Origin of the sequence: Psychrobacter sp. NG25 (assembly GCF_015234355.1) — a bacterium.
Taxonomy (GTDB): Bacteria; Pseudomonadota; Gammaproteobacteria; order Pseudomonadales; family Moraxellaceae; genus Psychrobacter.
Window position 1 is genome coordinate 290,313 of record NZ_JADGMV010000005.1, and the last position, 18,719, is coordinate 309,031.

The following is an 18,719-nucleotide window of genomic DNA, read 5'->3' on the forward strand; positions in this document are numbered from 1 at the left end:
GTCTGAGTAAATATTGGGTTGCACTTACGCTAAGGTCTTTCAAGTTATAGCAGTTTTACACGATAAAATATAGTGATGAGCTATCAAATACTTACAAACCCATCGATTAATATGAGTTTGTGAGTGTCGATTTTATATTTGGTAGCAGTTAGGGCATGTCATCAATTAGCACATTGATACATTTACTAGTTTTTCGACAGTTTGGCAATCAATGCACTTAGTAATTGATACTCTTTTTGATCAAGCTGCACACGCGAACCCAGTCTAGACAGTCGTGACGGCAATGACTTTAGATGTTCGCTATCTGCCAAGCCGCGCTGAACCATGAGGTCAGTCATACGCTGAGTGAGCTGTAGTAACTGCTGCTGAGTGATGGCTGGCTCGTCCCACTGCTGACGCAAATGAATATCTAACATGGGCTGAGCAGTTGTACTGACATCTGTATTTGAATGATGAGCAGCTATCTTCGTATGCGTCTGTGCGTAAGCAAAGATAAAGCTGGCGATCACTTGCACTGCTGATGCGACATTCAATACAGGATAAGCAGGATTGGCATCGATTTGAATATGATAATCTGCATAAGCCAACTCTTCATTGGTCAAACCGCGATCCTCACGACCGAACAATATCGCGATATTTGGTTTACCGTGAACAGCGGTGTCTTGCTGATCAATAAAGTCAAACATGATTTTGGCTGCCTGCGTGGGTGTGACCACAGGGCGAGGCAAGTGACGGCTGCGACTGCTGGCAGCGAACACGAGCTGGCAGTCTGCAATAGCAGACTCAAGGTTTGGCGTGATGGTCGCTGATGAAAGTAGCTCATTGCCACCTGCGGCATGAGAGACACTGGTGTCATCAATCGGCAGTTTGGGCTCAACGACCGTTAGGTGCGAGAGCCCCATAGTGTGCATGGCGCGTGCTGCTGAGCCAATATTAGCAGGCAAAGTTGTATTAACCATGACAACCTGCACAGCGTTTAAATAATCACTCACGCTATGAGCTGATGGTTCTGAGAGAGTTGATAACGCTTCAGATGATGGAGTCTCGCTACGCATTTATTGCTCCAATCTTAAATTTATTTCTTGTTCAGCGCATTCTAATGCGGCTGCGATGTCTTCAATAAGTGCGGCCTGTTCACCGATACGGCGCTCACGGCAGCACTCTTGCAATTGACTGCTAAGCTTGACCAGTTGTGTCGTTCCCAAGTTAGCACTAGCACCTTTTAGAGCATGAGCGGTCTCATAACCGTTGGCATGATCGTTTTCTTGCTGAGCGGTTCGCAGCGTTGCGACACGTTTTTTACTGTCTATAAGATACACTTGTATTAAGTCGGCAAAGTCTTCTTCGAGCAGGTCACGCATGTCTTCAAACTGCTCGTGATTAATAATTTCTTCAGTTTGCTGAGTCATATTGTTATTTGGGTTACTTTCCATGGTGTTATGTCCAATTGTTAAAAGTTAAAGCAATAAGGTTATAGTCAAATCCTCTATAAACTGAATACGGTGTCAGCCTCGCTCAGTCTACTATTTGTAGTACTTTTGCTCAGCTTCCTTGTATCTAAATTATATTGAACAGACTATAAGATGTATTGAGCGTGCCCTTAATTAATGATAATAGGTTTTTAAAGCTGCGGAAGATATTAACTATAATGAAAGTGTAAATTGTCTTCACTAATCATGTTTTTCAACTGCTGTAAATTATCGTCGTTAGGGTAGATACGCCAATGCTCGGATAGTCCCACATTAGCAATACCAAACGCTTCATAAATGCTCAGCCCAAGCGGTAGGCAATTATCATTAATAGAAGTGTCCGTATTGCTTAATGCGCTATTAGTATAATTCTGGTCGGTAGGGCTGCCGTTGTCTACTGCCAGTAAATCATTACCGTTTTCATCGTACAAACTGCCACCCATCGGAGGGTCGTAAGCGCCATTACCACTGTTGCTGTCTTGCTCATCCTGATCGCTATTATAAGCCAAGCGCGGCGCAGGTATGATGTCAGCTTGTGCTGATTTGAGTAGTGGTTGTAGATGCATGAGCAACTTAATGTCGCTACCATGCACTTTAATGCTTATTTTTTTGAGCCAACGCAGGCGTGCATCAACCATACTCATGGCACTATCAAGACGGGCAAAGAGGCGACCATCACGCTCACGAATGCTGCCTTTAATGATGACCACTTCGTCGACTTTCAGTTGGTCTTTGACTCGGTTAAAGCGCTCTGCATAGCAGCTAACTTCTAACCTTGAGGTCCCATCGTCTAAGGTAATGACATTGCGAGTACCAAAGTTGGCAATATCGATGATTAAGCCTGCAAAATAGCAGCTACCGTTGTAGCCAGTATCTGTCAGTTTATCAAGGCGTGTGCCTGAGGTATAGCGTTTGAGCTCTTCTAAGTATTCATTGATTGGGTGACCTGTTAAGTACAGTCCCAAAGTGTTCTTTTCTGCTTTTAGGCGATGTTTGTCACCCCAGATTAGTTCTGGTGTCATGACGAGTGGCGGCGCGGCGACCACACCATCCATTTCACCAAACAAATCCATCATACCGATTTCACGGTTTTGACGGTCTTGTTCAGCGGCCTGTACGGCGCTTGGCAATTGACTCATTAAGGCACCGCGAATCTCGTATGCTTCGTCGGCTGGCAAATCAGGTCGCAAGGTTGCAGCAAAGTCGTCAAAACAGCCTGCACTGACTAAGGCTTCAAGGGTGCGCTTATTGACCTTTTTAATATCTACACGGCGGCAAAAATCATATAAGTCTTTAAAAGGGCCTTCGCGGCGGCGTGCATCCACGATAGACTCAACCGCACCTTCACCAACGCCTTTAATCGCGCCCAAACCATAAATGATATTGGTAGGGGTATCAGCGACGAAATGCCATTCACTACGATTCACTGATGGATTCACCACGGTCAATTCAAAGTTTTCGCGGCAGTCATTGATAAAGAACACAACGTTGTCCGTGTTGTTCATATCAGAGGTTAAGACCGCTGCCATAAATTCGGCAGGGTAGTACTGTTTTAGATAAGCCGTCTGATAAGCCAAGACACCATAAGCGGCAGAATGCGATCGGTTAAAACCATAACCGGCAAACTTCTCCATCAAATCAAATACGCCGCCCGAAGTGACTTCGTCGATGCCTTGTGAGGTCGCACCAGTAACGAAAATATCGCGCTGCTTGGCCATCTCTTCGGGTTTCTTTTTACCCATCGCACGGCGTAGCATATCAGCACCGCCCAAGCTATAACCTGCCATTACCTGTGATATCTGCATCACTTGTTCTTGATAGACAATAACGCCGTTGGTGTTTTCTAAAATCGGCTCAAGATTCGGGTGATCATAGATGACTTCCTCGCGACCATGCTTACGGTCGATATACATCTCTACCATACCGGCATCGAGCGGGCCTGGACGATATAGTGCACACATAGCGATGACATCTTCGATGTTGGTCGGTTGCAACTTCGCCAGATACTTTTTCATGCCCATACTTTCTAACTGAAAGACGGCAGTGGTTTTGGCATCTTGCAATAGCTTATAAGCTTTTTTGTCATCTAATGGCAAGTCTTCTAGGATTAATGCGTCTTTGCCTTCTTTGGCACGGCGTAAGTTGATGTTTTCAACCGCAGCATTAATAACAGTTAAGTTACGTAGACCCAAAAAGTCAAACTTTACTAGTCCAACGGCCTCGACATCATCTTTGTCAAACTGGCTGACGCGATGTCCTTCATCATCACAATAGATGGCACTAAAATCAGTGATCTTGTGCGGGGCAATCAGTACACCACCGGCATGCTTACCGACATTTCGGCAGACACCTTCTAGTTTGATTGCCATCTCCCAAACTTCAATGGCATCTTCATAATCCATATTGTCAGGATTAGAGATTAAGTCTTTGAGCTGTGGCTCTTGCTCGAGTGCTTGGCTGAGGGTGATACCGGGTGTTTTAGGAATCAGCTTAGATATTTTATTAGCGAGGAAGTACGACTTACTTTGTACGCGAGCCACATCACGTACCACAGCTTTTGCGGCCATGGTACCAAAGGTAATAATCTGCGAGACCGCGTCACGGCCATAAGTTTGCGCCACATAATCAATGACTCGGTCACGACCTTCGATACAAAAGTCAATATCGAAATCGGGCATCGACACACGCTCAGGGTTCAAGAAGCGCTCAAATAATAGATCGTAGTGGATAGGGTCAAGGTCGGTAATGTTTAGCGCATAAGCGACCAGCGAGCCAGCACCAGAACCACGGCCCGGTCCAACGGGTACGCCATTGGCTTTTGCCCAACGGATAAAGTCCATAACGATTAAGAAGTAACCCGGAAACCCCATTGATAAGATAATCTCAAGCTCATATTCTAGGCGTTCGTCATACCTCTGGCGAAAGTCGCTCCAATGTTCAGTACGCTCGGCGACAGGGAAGAGCTTATCCAAGCGATTATTCAGACCACGTATCGACTCTGCTCGAAAGAACGATTCAATCGTTTCACCTTCAGGCACGGGAAAGTCGGGCAGGACGTTAATGCCCAGTGTCAAAGTCACATTACAGCGGGTGGCTAAGCGCAAGGTATTATCAATAACCTGTGGAATATCAGAAAATAACTGTTCCATTTGAGCTTGAGTCTTTAGGTATTGCTCATCAGAGTAAGTCTGCGGACGATTGAGATCAGCCAATACATAGGAGCCTGCAATACAGACACGTGCTTCATGGGCATCAAAATCATCTTGCTCCAAAAACCGCACATCGTTATGCGCAATAATAGAGATGTGGTGCTTGGCACCTGAGTGAATAGCCGCCTGAATAAAGGCATCTTCGCCTGAGCGACTGGTGCGCTTGATGGCAAAATATAATCGATCAGCAAACTTTGACTGCCACTCGGTAATCAGTTCATCAGCCTTCTCAGGCATCGAGCTAACCAATGCTTGGCCGACATCAGATTTTTCGGTAAATAATACAATCACGCCTGCCGCATGCTCCAAAATATGGCTGCGTTTCACGACTGGTACACCGTGATTAGCATCATCGGCACGACCTTCGGTAAAACCAAGCGATACGATACGAGTGATGTTTTGATAGCCCTCATTGTCCATCGCCAGTAAGGTCAGTCGTGTGTCTTCATTTTCCATGATGACTTCGCTGCCGATAATAGGCTTGATACCAGCGCCTAGGCAGGCACGGTAGAATTTCACCGTCGCATAAAGGTTGGATAAATCGGTCAATGCCAGCGCCCGCTGATTGTCAGCCGCAGCCGCTTTAACCATCGGCTTAATACGCACGATAGAATCAGTAATTGAATATTCGCTGTGAATGCCAAGATGTACAAATGCCATAGAAGACTCTTACGGATACGATCGGAAAATAGGCTGATAAGAAATAAATTTTTAATTATCAATGATTTAAGGTTTTAATTTAGTCTGAAAATACGTTGTTCACCGTATTTTCTTGTTTCAAATCAGGTCGTTAATAATAGCATTATTTGCCGCAGACAGCCACTGATTCCAAGGGTTTAATCTGAGTGAAAAGGCTTGTATTTCTGATTTGTAAAGGTGAAATATTGAAAATGAGCAAGCCCCTAAAACTGCTAAGTTAAGAATCAATGGAATTCCTTTGTCATATAAATACTATGAAAAAGAAGTAGCAAATAAAATCTATCAACCAAAAAATCGGATTGTCTATTCAGCATTATTCTACTAAAGATGAACCAATAAAAAAATTATAATAGAGGCGCTATGTGTGATAGTGCCTCTTTGTGAGGATTAGATATTGGTATTATAAGTTAGTATCCAACCACAGCCGCATCGACGATACGTGGATCAGATGAGCCGTAGACACCATTTGGCGTAATCATAATCGATTGCGTCGAACCCATTGCTGATTGCGGACTGACCGTATGACCCATTGATTCAAGTTTTTTGACAGTGTCAATATTCAATGCTTTTTCGATACGGATTTCATCAGGCAACCATTGGTCATGAATGCGCGGGGCATGAGTGGCCTCAGCGATATTCATATCATGGTCGATGACATTGGAGAGGATTTGGGTGACGGTGGTGATGATACGACTACCACCTGGGCTACCTGTGACGATATACGGCTTGCTGTCTTTGAACACGAGGGTTGGACTCATCGAGGATAGTGGGCGTTTATTGGCTTCGACAGCATTGGCTTCACCGCCTAATAGGCCATAACCGTTTGGCACACCAGGCTTGGCAGAAAAATCATCCATCTCATTATTGAGTAAAATCCCTGTACCTTCAGCAACGAGACCAGTGCCGTAAGAGAAATTAAGCGTATACGTATTGGCTATCGCATTGCCATCTTTATCCACGATAGAGAAATGCGTGGTTTGGTCGCTCTCGTAAGGAAGTGGATTATTGGCTTTAATCGTCGCGGCTGGCGTGGCTTTGTTTGGATCAATTAAGGCGCGCAGTTTGTCAGCATAAGCTTGAGAGGTAAGACCGCTGGCAGGTACATCGATAAAGTCCGAATCGCCCAAATACTCAGCACGATCTGCATAAGCCAGTTGCATGGCTTCGGCCATTAAGTGGATGGTCTGTGCACTGTTTTGTCCGTAGTCTTTGAGCGGATAGCCTTCTAAAATATTCAAAATCTCGATGATATGAATACCACCAGAAGAAGGCGGCGGCATTGAGACGACCTCATAACCACGATAATTGCCTTTGACAGGCTCACGGGCGATTGCTTCATAATCGCTCAAATCCTGTAGGCTCATACGCCCGCTGGCTTCGTTGACCGCTTTGACCAATTTTTGCGCTGTTTCGCCCTTATAAAACCCATCAGCGCCTTGTGCGGCAATCAGCTTTAGCGAGCGGGCAAGCTCTGGCTGCTTTAAGCGTTCACCCGGTTGATAAGTACTACCGTCTGGTTTAAAAAACACCTTTTTCGTGCTGGGCCATTTTTGCAAGCGATCACTTAAGGCGGTGAGCGACTCGGACAATCCCGCTGTCACTTCTATACCGTCCTCTGCCAGTGCAATCGCTGGTGCCATGACTTGCCCGCGGCTCATCGTGCCATGCTCTTCTAAGGCTTTGAGTAGTCCTGCGACTGTGCCTGGCACACCAACGGCTAAGCCGTGATAGCGTGACAAGTCGCTAACGGCGTTGCCTTCCTCATCGAGATACATATCACGAGTGGCGCTACTAGGTGCTTTTTCACGGTAATCTAGTGCCACTGTTTTGCCTTGTTTGGCATCATAAATCATCATAAAACCACCACCACCGATGTTGCCGGCACGGGGTAGGGTGACAGCTAAGGCAAAGCCAACAGCGACGCCTGCATCAACGGCATTACCACCCTCTTTTAAAATCTTTAAGCCGATATCTGATGCGAGAGCCTCTTGCGTCGCGACCATGCCGTTTTTTGCCCATACTGGATGATGAATCGCATCTACAGAGTAGATTGCTTGATCACTATTCGTGTTGTTAGCAGTATTAGTCGTCGCGGTGAGGGTGTCTGATTTAGCGGTCGTAATGCGTTTGGTCTCAGACAGCACGGTGGGATTGTCAGTCATAATACCGAGGTTTATCGCACTGGTATTGATAGACGTATTTTTTACCGAATCAGTGGTGGTTGATGCCACTGGTTCAAGCGCATGAGCAGAGATGGACAATAATAATGTACTGGTAATGAGCAAGACGCTAGATTTGAGTGATGTGTTGGTCTTTGAACGCTGTTGCTGAGAAGCATGATGAGAAGCTAGTAATGACATGACAAAGTCCTTTTTATAAGAGTGATTGATCAGTAAGGCTGTAGAGAGTTATTTCACGCAAAATGACAAAATAGTAGGATAGCATGAGAATAGAGGTGTATTACCTACATATGTCTATAAAAATAATGTTTTTGAAAAATATAACTATTCATAGCAATGTCTTTTCTTATTACCTCTAAGCTCAAAGACAGTCTCATATTAAAGAGCTTTGACTGTTTTATTAATCGATACGATGGCATAACATCAACAATTTATGGAAATTAAATGAAAAATTGCTCTATTGTCGCTAGCGAGTAATGTTTTGTGATATAAATAACCCTACTAATACGATACTTACAATTGTTTGTCAGCTTAGACTAAGGAAGTCTCATGTCACCGCCTATCTCTCGTAAAAATGACCAGCCAACTTTGCCCCAATCAATAGATCACCAGTCATCGAATACTAGTAAGCGTCAGTCGATAATGATTGCTGGCTGTGCCATTTTGTCTATAGGTGCAACGACCTTGCTAGCAGGCTGTCAATCTAGCCCGATAGCGTCATCAAATGCTGCTGTATCGGGCAAGATGATTGATTTTGAGATTGCAGACACCGCGCAAAGCCAAGCACAGGGCCGTGCATTTAATGCCAGTTTACATGCCAATTCTGAACGCTATGCCCAGTTGTTTGATCAAGAAAAATACCCCAGTACAGAGAATCAAGCCAAATCGCATTTATTGACCGCTATCCGTCAGCATCTAGCAACGGAGCATGTGTCAGTCTCGCAAGCCAACTATCAAGCAGCTCCTTTTATTGATCCAAACAGTATCGATGCCGGCGCTAGCAGTTTGCTTAAGACTATTTTAGAGACCTACGTTTATAAAAAAGAAACCTCGGGCGACTATGAGTCGGACTATGACTCAGATGATGATAGTTATGTCGATGCTGCAGATGCAGTGGTCGTCGAAGAATATGCTGAGGAGTCAGATGAGCTTGAATATGATGAAAATGGCTATGACGAGTATGGTTTAGATCAAAACGGTTATGATGAAGAGGGTTATGACTGGTACGGCTATGATACAGACGGCTATAACGTGTATGGCTACGATGATGAAGGTTACGACCAAGATGGCTATGACGAAAACGGTTATAGTCGTAGTGACTATGCTGCAGAAGCCTATGAAACCGATGATTATGAATCGGGAAGTGCTTTTTCAAATTTATCAGCATTAAATCCCAAAAGCATGACAGAGCAATATGAAGCCATGCAGATGGCAAAACAACAAGCAGAAATGGCTGGTACAGCAAGCGCGTTTCCCCCTGAGTCAGCGTCAGGCGTGCTTGGTCAAATGCTTAGCATGATTCATCGTACTCCTGAGCAGATAGCAGCATCAAATGAATATCACTATAAAAACCTCATGTTCAACAGTGTCAGTCAATACAAGCCTCAGCAAAGACAACTACAAAGCGTCTATAGCTATGACTATGTGACGCCGACGATCAGCTCATCAGTACAAATACCACTCGCGTTTGATTTTAACAATAGCAATGTCACGGTCGATCCTTCAGTTATCATGCCTATCATGGCGATTGCTAATCCTGAGAATACCCCATTACCGCACGAGATGGCATCGCATACGGTTAATTTTGGTTTTCCAGAGAGCATTACGGAGCAACTACCGCCAGCAGTGGTTTATGATGCGGCGATTGCTGCGATACAAGACAGCATGGCAGAGCTGGCACCTGAGCACTTTAGTGCGGTCGATATTCGTGGTGATGCATTTGCCAAAGAAGTTGGTGCTAGCCGAGCGGTAAAAGTATATTTCGGCAGTCAGCAAAGCGGTGAGATGATTGGTAAAGTTCTAAAATATATGACTCAGTCACTACAAGAGTATGTCGATGCCAATCCAGAAAAATATCCTGATGGCGCCATGCTAAAAACAGCCATTGATAAATTACAGCTGTATAACAAGGGCTATCAAAGTGCGGATGTGGGAGCGCTATTGCAGGTTATTGAAGCTATTGGTCCTATCTCATTTAATCAGATAAATTACTATTACTTAGACAGCTCAGATCGACTACTTGCTAAGCAGCAACGTATGAATATTGGTGGCGATTTGATGGGTTCTACAACCACTGTGATAAACCAAGTACGTTATGATAAGGCCAGCTTTAATAAGAGTGCATTGACCCCGTTATTGACTGAGTCATTTGGTGCAAATGCCAAACCTGCTATCGATGGCAATGCTTGGATGGCAGAACAGCGTCAAAAAGAAGATAGGCTACAAGCTGCTCGTTATGCCCGTTATGATTATAGTGGCAGTAGCGATTATGCTGATGCTAGCGAGGCGTATACCAGTGATGCGGCAGAGTATGAGTCTAGTAATTATGATGACTATGACACTGACTATAGCGAAGACTACAACGATGCTGAAGACGATACGGACAACCGATAGAGCGTCATTAGCACTATCGTCGGTTCAAGCCCATATTTATTAAGGACAAAAAATGAAAACAGTACAACAAGCCATCGTAGGTCGTCTGCCGTCAACCATCAAGAGTCACGTTTTATTGACCAGTGCATTCATCACAGGCACACTATTATTAACGGGCTGCCAATCTACTAGCCTTGGTCAGTCTAATAGCATCACCGCACAACAAACCCCAATAGCGGCTAAAACAGCGTTGGCAACGGCACTAAAAAAACAGCGTCGCCAATCATTTAGCTACCATGGCAATATTGAGATTAGTAACGATCAGTATTTTGCCGATGTAGATGAGGCAGGGTTGGTTACGGCAGACTATGTGGATACCTATTGCGAAGAGACGCATGATCAGGCATATGCTGCTTTAGTCGGCCAAGCACAAACGCAAAATAACGATGTGATGGCTGCGGATTATGATGCTCAGCGAACCGCAATCAAAGACAGCTATCTTGAGTGTTCCGATGCCTATGAAGCGTGGGTAGACAGTCAGTATGATAGCGATATTACCGTGCCAGTATCGTACCAGCAGCTGTTCGATAATTATGATGACCAATCAAAACCAGTAGACGTGAAAAAAGCGAAGCTACTAGATGCTTATCTATTAAAGCCGCTGTCTATCAACTCTCAAGGCATCTATCAGCCAATGGCTGGCAAGGCTACCATGCTCGCCAGTGTGCAGTACCAAGCGCGCAATCATCACAGTAGCATCAATCAGCCCATTTATATCGATTTCAAAAACGGTGATATCTATCTATGGGCAGATAACTTTGCGATGTTTAATTCAGATTTATTAGATGACAAGCTTGGTACAAAATGGCGAAATAAGTGGCTAAAGATAGCGATTGATGATGGCACGCTGCCAAAAGGTTTCGGTAGTGAGGTGATAAAGAGCCATTTTGAGGCGTTAGACCGTACTTTTGAAGCGGCACCTGTTAGCCAGTTTGATTATATCGCGCCCAATACATTGGCATCATTATCTCCTAAATTACCGGAACATCAGTTACCAGTTATGCAAGCAAGTGCTCAAGTGATTCGCCGTGTGCAAAGTGCTGAGAGTTATGAGCAGTTTTATCAAGACTATATGCAGATCTTCTACGATCGTATCAGTAAGCAATATCCTGAACTGGTCCAAAATAGTGATGCGTCCGACGAATCAAGCGATACAGAGACTGATAACTTGACCAGTAAGGCATTGGTACAGCAAGTATTAGCAATGCTAAAAGACAGTATGAATAAGGATGCTGAGACAGAAGAGTCAGAATTATTAGACAATACGACCGTACAAGAGCTGTATGGGTTTGACAAACGCGGTCAGCTCAAATGGCAGCATTCGCGTAGTGCATTCCCAAGCAAATATCAGTCCGCTGATAATAAGTCAGGCGGCATCGTAATGGACGCTTTGCAGCAGTATTCTTCTATCAGCTCTAAAGACATGGCATTCCCAAATTTGCCAAGTGATGTGCAAGTACCGAATGCCAGTAATAGTATTGATACGCGACAGTATGGTCGTGAGCTTATACAATATTATCGTGATGGTAATGGTACGACGATAGGTAAGATGGTATTTGATAGGTTACTGATGGCTGAAAGATAGTTTAATACTATGTATTCGTTTTAGACTTCTTTGACTATATTGATTGAGGGTAAGATATGAAAGTCCTACTCACTTAAAATTTGAATAAAAACATTAAATAAAATAAAAAAGCGCCTCTATCAAATATGGGCGCTTTTTTATTTAAAACTTATATCGCTAGATAAAAACCATACTTTTCCGGAGTAGATTATTACATGCCTGGTTGTGGACGTTCGCCACGTGGCTCACGATCACCTTTTTTGTCTTCTTTCATTTGTGCAAGTTCGGCACGTTGCTCTGCAGTCAATACTTGAGCAATTGCATGCTGGGTTTGTACACGTTCAATAAAGCGTTGCTTCTCTTTTGCTGCTTGTTGATCAGCCAGACGGCTTACTGCGGCATTATTCAATGTGCGGGCATTGGTCAATGCTTGGATCTGTTGATGCATTTGAGCGCGTTCTGCTTTGTTTTCTGTACGATCCGCTTTATTATCGCCATGCTGTTTTTGCATGATGGCTTTAATTTGTGTTTGTTGTGCTTCGGTCAGATCCAGTTGTGACAATGGGCCTCTCATACCACCTTTTTTCATGTCGCCCTTTTTCATACCGGCTTTATGCTGCTTTTGCATTTTGGTGGTCGATGGAGTCGTATCCGTGTTTGCATTGACGCTGGTACAGGCTGTGACAGTAAATACGCTAGACAATGCTAATACTGAGCCCAATAGTAATTTTTTCATAACAATACCTTTTATTTGATTGATTTGGTTAAGTAAATATTAAACGGTTATCTAGCAAATACTATTTTTAAGTGCTGTAGATAAACACAATACCTGCTGTTGATAGGTGCTATCTTACGACAGTTGAAGGTTACGAACATTTATGAAGTATTAAGAAAAGTAACGTTTATAGCGAATCGATAAGCTCTTGCCTGATAATATAGATAACAAAGCGATTCAAAGCTAAAGGAGAAAATATGCCAAATATATTATTAGGCGACGACGACGAAGAGTTGACTCAATTATTACAAGAGTACTTACACAATCACGGCATCCAATGTGACTGCGTTCATGATGGTGAGGCAGTTATAAAAAAACTGAAAATGGCGAGCACTCAGGCGCCTATTTATGATTTGCTAGTGCTTGATATTATGATGCCAAAAATGGACGGGCTCAGCGTACTGCGCCAATTACCGAATATTATTGATATTCCTGTCATTATGCTAACGGCAAAAGGGGATGAGATTGATCGTATCATCGGTCTGGAGCTTGGCGCTGATGATTATATTACCAAACCCTGTAATCCTCGAGAGCTGCTGGCACGTATCAATGCAGTGATTAAACGCACCAATGCGGCGGTGTCAGATCACACACCATTGCCAGAAGGTCGCTTGCATCTCGATCAAAATCAGCGAAGTTGTCAAATAGATGGTATTGAGCTGCAAGTGACGGGTACAGAGTTTGATCTATTGGTGGCGCTCCTCAAACAAAAAGGCGAGGTAGTCAGTAAAGAATGGCTATCAGAGCATGTATTGCAACGTGAACTTCAACCTTTTGACCGTAGCTTAGATGTGCATGTGTCACGCCTGCGTAAAAAACTTCAACCTTTTCATGACGAGCCAATAAAAGCGGTTCGTGGTAAAGGTTATCAGCTAGTACTTTAATAATGGAATCATCGATGAATACTCCTAAATTTAAGGTGCGAATCACCCTGTTTTGGCGGCTGTTTTTGAGCCTATTAGTCACCATCCTCATCACTTCTATCTTGTCTGTCATGGTAGAGCGTTGGTTAAGTGAAAAAGCGCTCACCGCTCGTATGGATGTGCAGGTAGACAGTTTATTGGTTCAGCGTCAGGAACTGGTCGCAGCACTGAAAGCCGGTGATATGGAAGCTGTCAAACAACTGTATCGTCAGGACCGCTGGTTGATGAATCAAGTCAGAGTCTATGATGAGCAAGGTAGCATTATATTTCCGCGTTACCGGGATAGAGAGGATCAGAAACCAGTCCGTCGGTCAGATAGTACAAAAGAAATACCGTTACCATCGATAGAGCCAATCCCGCCCAGAATGAGCGATGACGTATCGAAGAATACGCGGTCACCTCTGAGTTATTTTATGCCGCCGATGATGCCTACTAGTGCTGAGATAGCCGATTCTGAGAGTCGTCCAGAACTTGCTGATATGACGGTCGTTTTGCCAGATGAGCGCACAGTTATTGTGCAATTGCGTCCACATCTACGTTTCTCTGATGTCGTGGAGCTGAAATATACTAACTTTCCCATCCGCGTGCTATTAATTATCTTTTTGAGTATTTTGGTCTGTATTTGGCTAAGCCGTACGATGACTCAGCGTATTCGCCGTGTACAACACACAGTGCACCGTATGATTGATGGTGATTATCAAGCTCATCCAAATTTATCGAAAATGGGAGGTGACGAATTGGGCTTACTTGCTAATGATGTGGTCAAACTGTCAACACGATTGGCTGAAAGCGAGCTGGCACGCAAGCAGATGTTGAGTGATATCTCGCATGAGCTGCGTTCGCCATTGGCACGTCTGGATGTCGCGACTGAGCTGACTCGAGATTTTGCCCCTAATGCCAGTCGCTATCTAGACCGCATAGACAAAGAGTCAGCACGAATGAATGAATTGATTGAGCAAATTATTCATATCCAGTCGCTTCAAATGCAGCAATATACCATCGACAACTTAGAAAATGACACGGTTGATATTGCTGAAATTATCAGTGAGATTGGACAAGACGTCTGTTTCGAGTTTCAAAATAAAGATGTGCAATGGCAGTGGCAATCGCCCGATTCTGCACTATTAGCAGCGTCAACAACTTCTTTGACAGTGTTAGGTAATCAAGAACAGCTACATAGCGCCCTTGAAAATATTATTCGCAATGCCTTTATGCATACTGCTCCTAGTTCCAAAGTCATTGCTGAAATTAAAGAAGTAGAGACAGAGGATAAGACACCTGCGATTCAGATCAGCATAACGGACGAAGGCGGCGGTGTGGCAGAAAAGGATTTAGAGCGTATTTTCCAACCATTTGTACGACTGGACTCTGCTCGGCATCGTGAAACCGGTGGTTATGGATTAGGACTGGCCATCGTTCATGCAGTAGTGACCGCCCATAAGGGCTATATCCATACTTATAATCGCAAAGACGGAATACAAGGGTTGGTGGTACAGATAGTATTGCCGATAGGATCTAAAGAGGACTAAGAAGTCATTATAGTTAGCCCTATATAACTTTGGTACAGTGTGAGGCTGCTTACTTGGGCTGCTATTCCTGTAATACTCGCACTCGTATTCCTTACATTTAGTTTCCAAAACAGCTTGAAACGACTAACACTAGCATAGTGAATACGCTCTTATCATATATCTTTGATGTATCGATAAGAGCATATTTTTCAGATAAAAAAGTAGACAATTGTATTTCGTATGGCCTCATACCATCCTTTATATTCATTTTTTGACATATATAAGACAGTCGGTATTAAAGTCAAGACAAACGGCATTGTCTCTCTGTATATATTCGGTAATACTAATATATATAGAGAGTGATAGAGATTTTAAGAAATAAAATATCTTGCTTTTCAACGACCAACATAAATTATAACCAATAAAGGCCTCATTGCTATAAGCTCATAAATCATTTTATTTCGTCATAACAACTCTCTACAAGATGGATCTTGTCTTTGGTTTTTAATTCTAACCATTCTGTAAGGGAGTACATGTCATGAACCGCATTTATAAAGTCATCTGGAATGAAGCCTTAAGTTGCTTTACCGCAGTCGGTGAGTATGCGAAAGGGCGTGCTAAGTCTTCCAAACCTAGTGTGAGCGCTAATGCTAGCGTCAATACAACATCTAACCTGTCTTCTATTCGTACAATACGCTTGAGCGCGATAGGTCTTGGGCTACTGGCTGCTGGTTTTGGCATGCATGCAAATGCTGAAATCAGTTATTCCAACACTATGCATCTTATGGGTCACCAAAGTTCTGGAAATGGTTATGGTCATGAAAGCCATGGAAATGGTAACGGTTATGGTCATAATAACAATGGCAACAATAACTACAATGGCAATGGCCTAAAATTTGATGGTGATACGGGTAAAACCGTCAAACGGAGCCATGGTCAGACGCTAACGATTAAAGGTGGCGAAGCTAATAAGAAGAAATTGTCTAACGGTGACAATATTGGTGTAGTTGCTGATGGAAAAGATACTTTAACCATTAAATTGGCAAAAAATCTAACGGATCTAGACAGTGCGGCCTTTAATAATGGTGTTGTTATCTCTTCTACTGGTATCAATGCCGGTAATAAAGTAGTGTCAGGCGTAGCTGGGGGGGTTGATGGTAACGATGCGGTCAATCTCAATCAGTTAACCAATACCGTTGCAGCCAATAGGACTAAATACTACAGTGTGGACTCAACCGCTAGCGGTAACGCAAATAATGATGGGGCAACAGGCTATAATGCCATGGCCATGGGCGGCAATGCAAAAGCAACTGGCAGTCAAACCATTGCGATTGGTAGCTCGGAATCTGGGCAACAAACGCTGGCAAGTGGTGAACAATCTATTGCTATCGGTGCAAATGTCGTGTCACGAGGTGGATCTTCTATTGCCATTGGTGGAGACGATTTAAACTTAGCATCGATATACAATCTAGATGGCACTATCACTGACACCACTTTAAATAGTGGGACAGTGAATTCCGCGTTTAACGAATATGCTGGTCGAGATTTATTGGATCTAAATGATCCCTATACTGGGCATACTGAATCTGGCGGTGCGGCCTCCATAGCAATCGGTGTTAAAGCTCGTACAGAAGGTCATCTTGCGACGGCAATGGGTACGCATGCTAGCGCTTCTGAAACGGCCTCATCCGCATTCGGTGTGGCGTCTTCTGCTACCGAAAAAGGCGCTTTAGCACTTGGTGCAGGTGCTCAATCTGCTACCCAAAATGGAGTGGCACTGGGATCAAAATCCATTGCTAATGTCGCAGGCGGAGCCACTGGATTTGTGCCAATAGGGACTTTGTTAATCGATGAAAATGCCATTATTGCGACAAAAAGTGTGACACTCGGCGCTGTATCAGTTGGTACTGGGTCAGAGGGTGGCAACCGTCAGATTGTCAACGTCGCTGCAGGTACGAATAATAGTGATGCTGTCAATGTAGCTCAGCTAACGGGGCTGCAAAATGGTATCAATAACGAAATTGCCAAAGGTATCAAAATAGGTGATGGCAATAGCGACAATGATCAGCAATTTGCATTAGGCGATACTATCAATGTCACAGGTGATAGCAATCTGACTACTGTTGTTTCTGAGACCGGTGTTCAGGTTAAGCTAAATAATCAATTGGACCTCGGAGATGTTGGCAGTATGCAAATAGGAAATAGCATCATGAACAATGGTGGTGTCAGCTTCTTGGGTGGTAGTACCGTCAGATTGAGTAGCAGCGGTCTTAATAATGGTGGTAATCGAATAACCAATGTAGCGGATGGTAGCGCATTAGATGATGCTGTCAATGTTAGTCAGCTAAATGCTGTCACAGCAACTGCCAATCAAGGCTGGGATATCAGTGCACAAGGCAACAGTAATACAGTAAGCAATGTAGGGCCTAGCGATACAGTTGACTTCAATAGTAAAAATGGCAATATCGTTGTTACTAAAGAAGTAACCAGCAATGATGTCTCATTTGAGCTCAACAACAACCTAGACTTGAATAGCGTAACCACTGGTGATACCACTATGAATGACAATGGACTGACTATTGAAGGTGGTCCAAGCATCACGAAAAATGGTATTGATGCCGCTGATAACAAAATCACCAATGTCCAAAATGGTGAAGTTTCGGCAGAAAGTCAGGATGCTGTAAACGGTAGCCAGCTTTATGCACAAGGGATTGGTATCAGTAGTATTATCGGTGGTGACACTGTCTACAATTCTGAGAGCGGTACGTTCACCAACAGTAATATCGGTGGAACAGGTGAGGGCAATATAGATGGAGCGATTGCTTCTATCAGACAAGGCACCATTGAAATCAATGAAAATGTACAAGTCAACACAACGAACATTGCTACCAACACAACCAATATCTCCACCAATACAACTAATATTGCTACGAACACTAGTAATATCACGACCAATACAACTAATATTGCTACGAACACTAGTAATATCACGACCAATACAAATGATATCGCTATTAATACTAGCAATATTATGACCAATACCACGAACATTAAAACCAACACGGATAAGCTTGATGCTGGGCTCAATTTTGGTGCAGACAGTGGCGCTAATATCAATAAGTCAGTTGGAGATGGTAGTGTCCTGAGCTTTACAGGTGGCAATAACATAACCACTACCGCAGAGGGCAGTAGTATCAAGTTTGATTTGAACGGTAACATCAGTGTTGATAGTGTCACAGTGGGGACGACGGTTATCAATAGTAGTGGCATCAGCATGCAAGATGGCCCAAGTATGACTGCTCTAGGTCTATATGCTGGTAATCAGCGCATAACAGGTGTCGCTGATGGTGTCGAAGCGACAGATGCTGTCAACTACAGTCAACTGAGTGAGCTAGATAGTAGACTAAATAACAACATGAGTGATTTAGGCTATAAAATTGGTGAAGTCGAAGAGAATGCTAACGCTGGTATTTCAGCAGCAATGGCGATGTCTTCATTACCGCAAGCTTATATTGCAGGTAAGTCAATGATCAGTGGTGGTGTCGGTACGTATAATGGAGAAAGTGCGGTTGCTGTTGGTTTCTCCAAATTATCGAATGATGGTCGTTGGGTCATGAAGATAAATGGTACCGCAGATACTCAGGGCAATGCAGGCGGCGCGATTGGCGCAGGCTTCCATTTTGATTAAAGAGGTCTCTCAATTATGATTGTCAATCAAATATAAAAAAGCAAGACATCGA

At 43.7% G+C, this 18,719-nt stretch carries 10 protein-coding genes; 5 read left to right on the forward strand and 5 right to left on the reverse strand.

Going from position 1 to position 18,719, the window contains the following annotated elements; genetic code table 11:
• Positions 1-185: 185 nt before the first annotated feature.
• From IPZ60_RS09695 to ggt, 4 genes are all read right to left on the reverse strand, one after another.
• Entirely contained in the window at positions 186-1,055 is an 870-nt protein-coding gene (locus tag IPZ60_RS09695) for an RNA methyltransferase (protein ID WP_194197584.1), read from the reverse strand.
• Positions 1,056-1,433, reverse strand: a complete 378-nt coding sequence (locus IPZ60_RS09700) for an Hpt domain-containing protein (protein WP_194197585.1) — start codon at positions 1,431-1,433, stop codon at positions 1,056-1,058.
• A gap of 206 nt (positions 1,434-1,639) precedes the next feature.
• Positions 1,640-5,338 (reverse strand): DNA polymerase III subunit alpha, encoded by a 3,699-nt coding sequence (gene dnaE / locus IPZ60_RS09705; RefSeq protein WP_194197586.1) that lies wholly within the window; start codon positions 5,336-5,338, stop codon positions 1,640-1,642.
• Positions 5,339-5,784: 446 nt separating this feature from the next.
• A complete protein-coding gene (ggt, locus tag IPZ60_RS09710) occupies positions 5,785-7,737 on the reverse strand; it encodes a gamma-glutamyltransferase (RefSeq protein ID WP_194197587.1) in 1,953 nt (650 codons plus the stop codon).
• 369 nt (positions 7,738-8,106) lie between these two features.
• Between ggt and IPZ60_RS09715 the strand changes: the two genes are divergently transcribed.
• Positions 8,107-10,170, forward strand: a complete 2,064-nt coding sequence (locus tag IPZ60_RS09715; protein WP_194197588.1) for a hypothetical protein — start codon at positions 8,107-8,109, stop codon at positions 10,168-10,170.
• A 52-nt stretch (positions 10,171-10,222) separates the two neighbouring features.
• A complete protein-coding gene (locus tag IPZ60_RS09720) occupies positions 10,223-11,794 on the forward strand; it encodes a hypothetical protein (protein WP_194197589.1) in 1,572 nt (523 codons plus the stop codon).
• A gap of 190 nt (positions 11,795-11,984) precedes the next feature.
• Here IPZ60_RS09720 and IPZ60_RS09725 read toward each other — a convergent pair whose 3' ends face one another.
• Entirely contained in the window at positions 11,985-12,509 is a 525-nt protein-coding gene (locus tag IPZ60_RS09725; protein ID WP_194197590.1) for a Spy/CpxP family protein refolding chaperone, read from the reverse strand.
• Positions 12,510-12,745: 236 nt separating this feature from the next.
• On the opposite strand from IPZ60_RS09725, the gene IPZ60_RS09730 reads away from it, so the two are divergent.
• The 3 genes from IPZ60_RS09730 (at position 12,746) to IPZ60_RS09740 (ending at position 18,667) form a co-directional block, all read left to right on the forward strand.
• A complete protein-coding gene (locus IPZ60_RS09730; protein ID WP_194197591.1) occupies positions 12,746-13,432 on the forward strand; it encodes a response regulator transcription factor in 687 nt (228 codons plus the stop codon).
• Positions 13,433-13,446: 14 nt separating this feature from the next.
• A complete protein-coding gene (locus tag IPZ60_RS09735; RefSeq protein ID WP_194197592.1) occupies positions 13,447-15,000 on the forward strand; it encodes a cell wall metabolism sensor histidine kinase WalK in 1,554 nt (517 codons plus the stop codon).
• 517 nt (positions 15,001-15,517) lie between these two features.
• Entirely contained in the window at positions 15,518-18,667 is a 3,150-nt protein-coding gene (locus IPZ60_RS09740; RefSeq protein WP_194197593.1) for a YadA-like family protein, read from the forward strand.
• Positions 18,668-18,719: the final 52 nt, after the last annotated feature.

Excerpts from the sequence above, each read along its gene's own strand:
- IPZ60_RS09725 (WP_194197590.1), bottom strand. The coding sequence starts at position 12,509 with ATGAAAAAATTACTATTGGGCTCAGTATTAGCATTGTCTAGCGTATTT.
- dnaE (WP_194197586.1), bottom strand. The coding sequence starts at position 5,338 with ATGGCATTTGTACATCTTGGCATTCACAGCGAATATTCAATTACTGAT.
- IPZ60_RS09735 (WP_194197592.1), top strand. The coding sequence starts at position 13,447 with ATGAATACTCCTAAATTTAAGGTGCGAATCACCCTGTTTTGGCGGCTG.
- IPZ60_RS09695 (WP_194197584.1), bottom strand. The coding sequence starts at position 1,055 with ATGCGTAGCGAGACTCCATCATCTGAAGCGTTATCAACTCTCTCAGAA.
- IPZ60_RS09715 (WP_194197588.1), top strand. The coding sequence starts at position 8,107 with ATGTCACCGCCTATCTCTCGTAAAAATGACCAGCCAACTTTGCCCCAA.
- IPZ60_RS09700 (WP_194197585.1), bottom strand. The coding sequence starts at position 1,433 with ATGGAAAGTAACCCAAATAACAATATGACTCAGCAAACTGAAGAAATT.
- IPZ60_RS09730 (WP_194197591.1), top strand. The coding sequence starts at position 12,746 with ATGCCAAATATATTATTAGGCGACGACGACGAAGAGTTGACTCAATTA.
- ggt (WP_194197587.1), bottom strand. The coding sequence starts at position 7,737 with ATGTCATTACTAGCTTCTCATCATGCTTCTCAGCAACAGCGTTCAAAG.
- IPZ60_RS09720 (WP_194197589.1), top strand. The coding sequence starts at position 10,223 with ATGAAAACAGTACAACAAGCCATCGTAGGTCGTCTGCCGTCAACCATC.
- IPZ60_RS09740 (WP_194197593.1), top strand. The coding sequence starts at position 15,518 with ATGAACCGCATTTATAAAGTCATCTGGAATGAAGCCTTAAGTTGCTTT.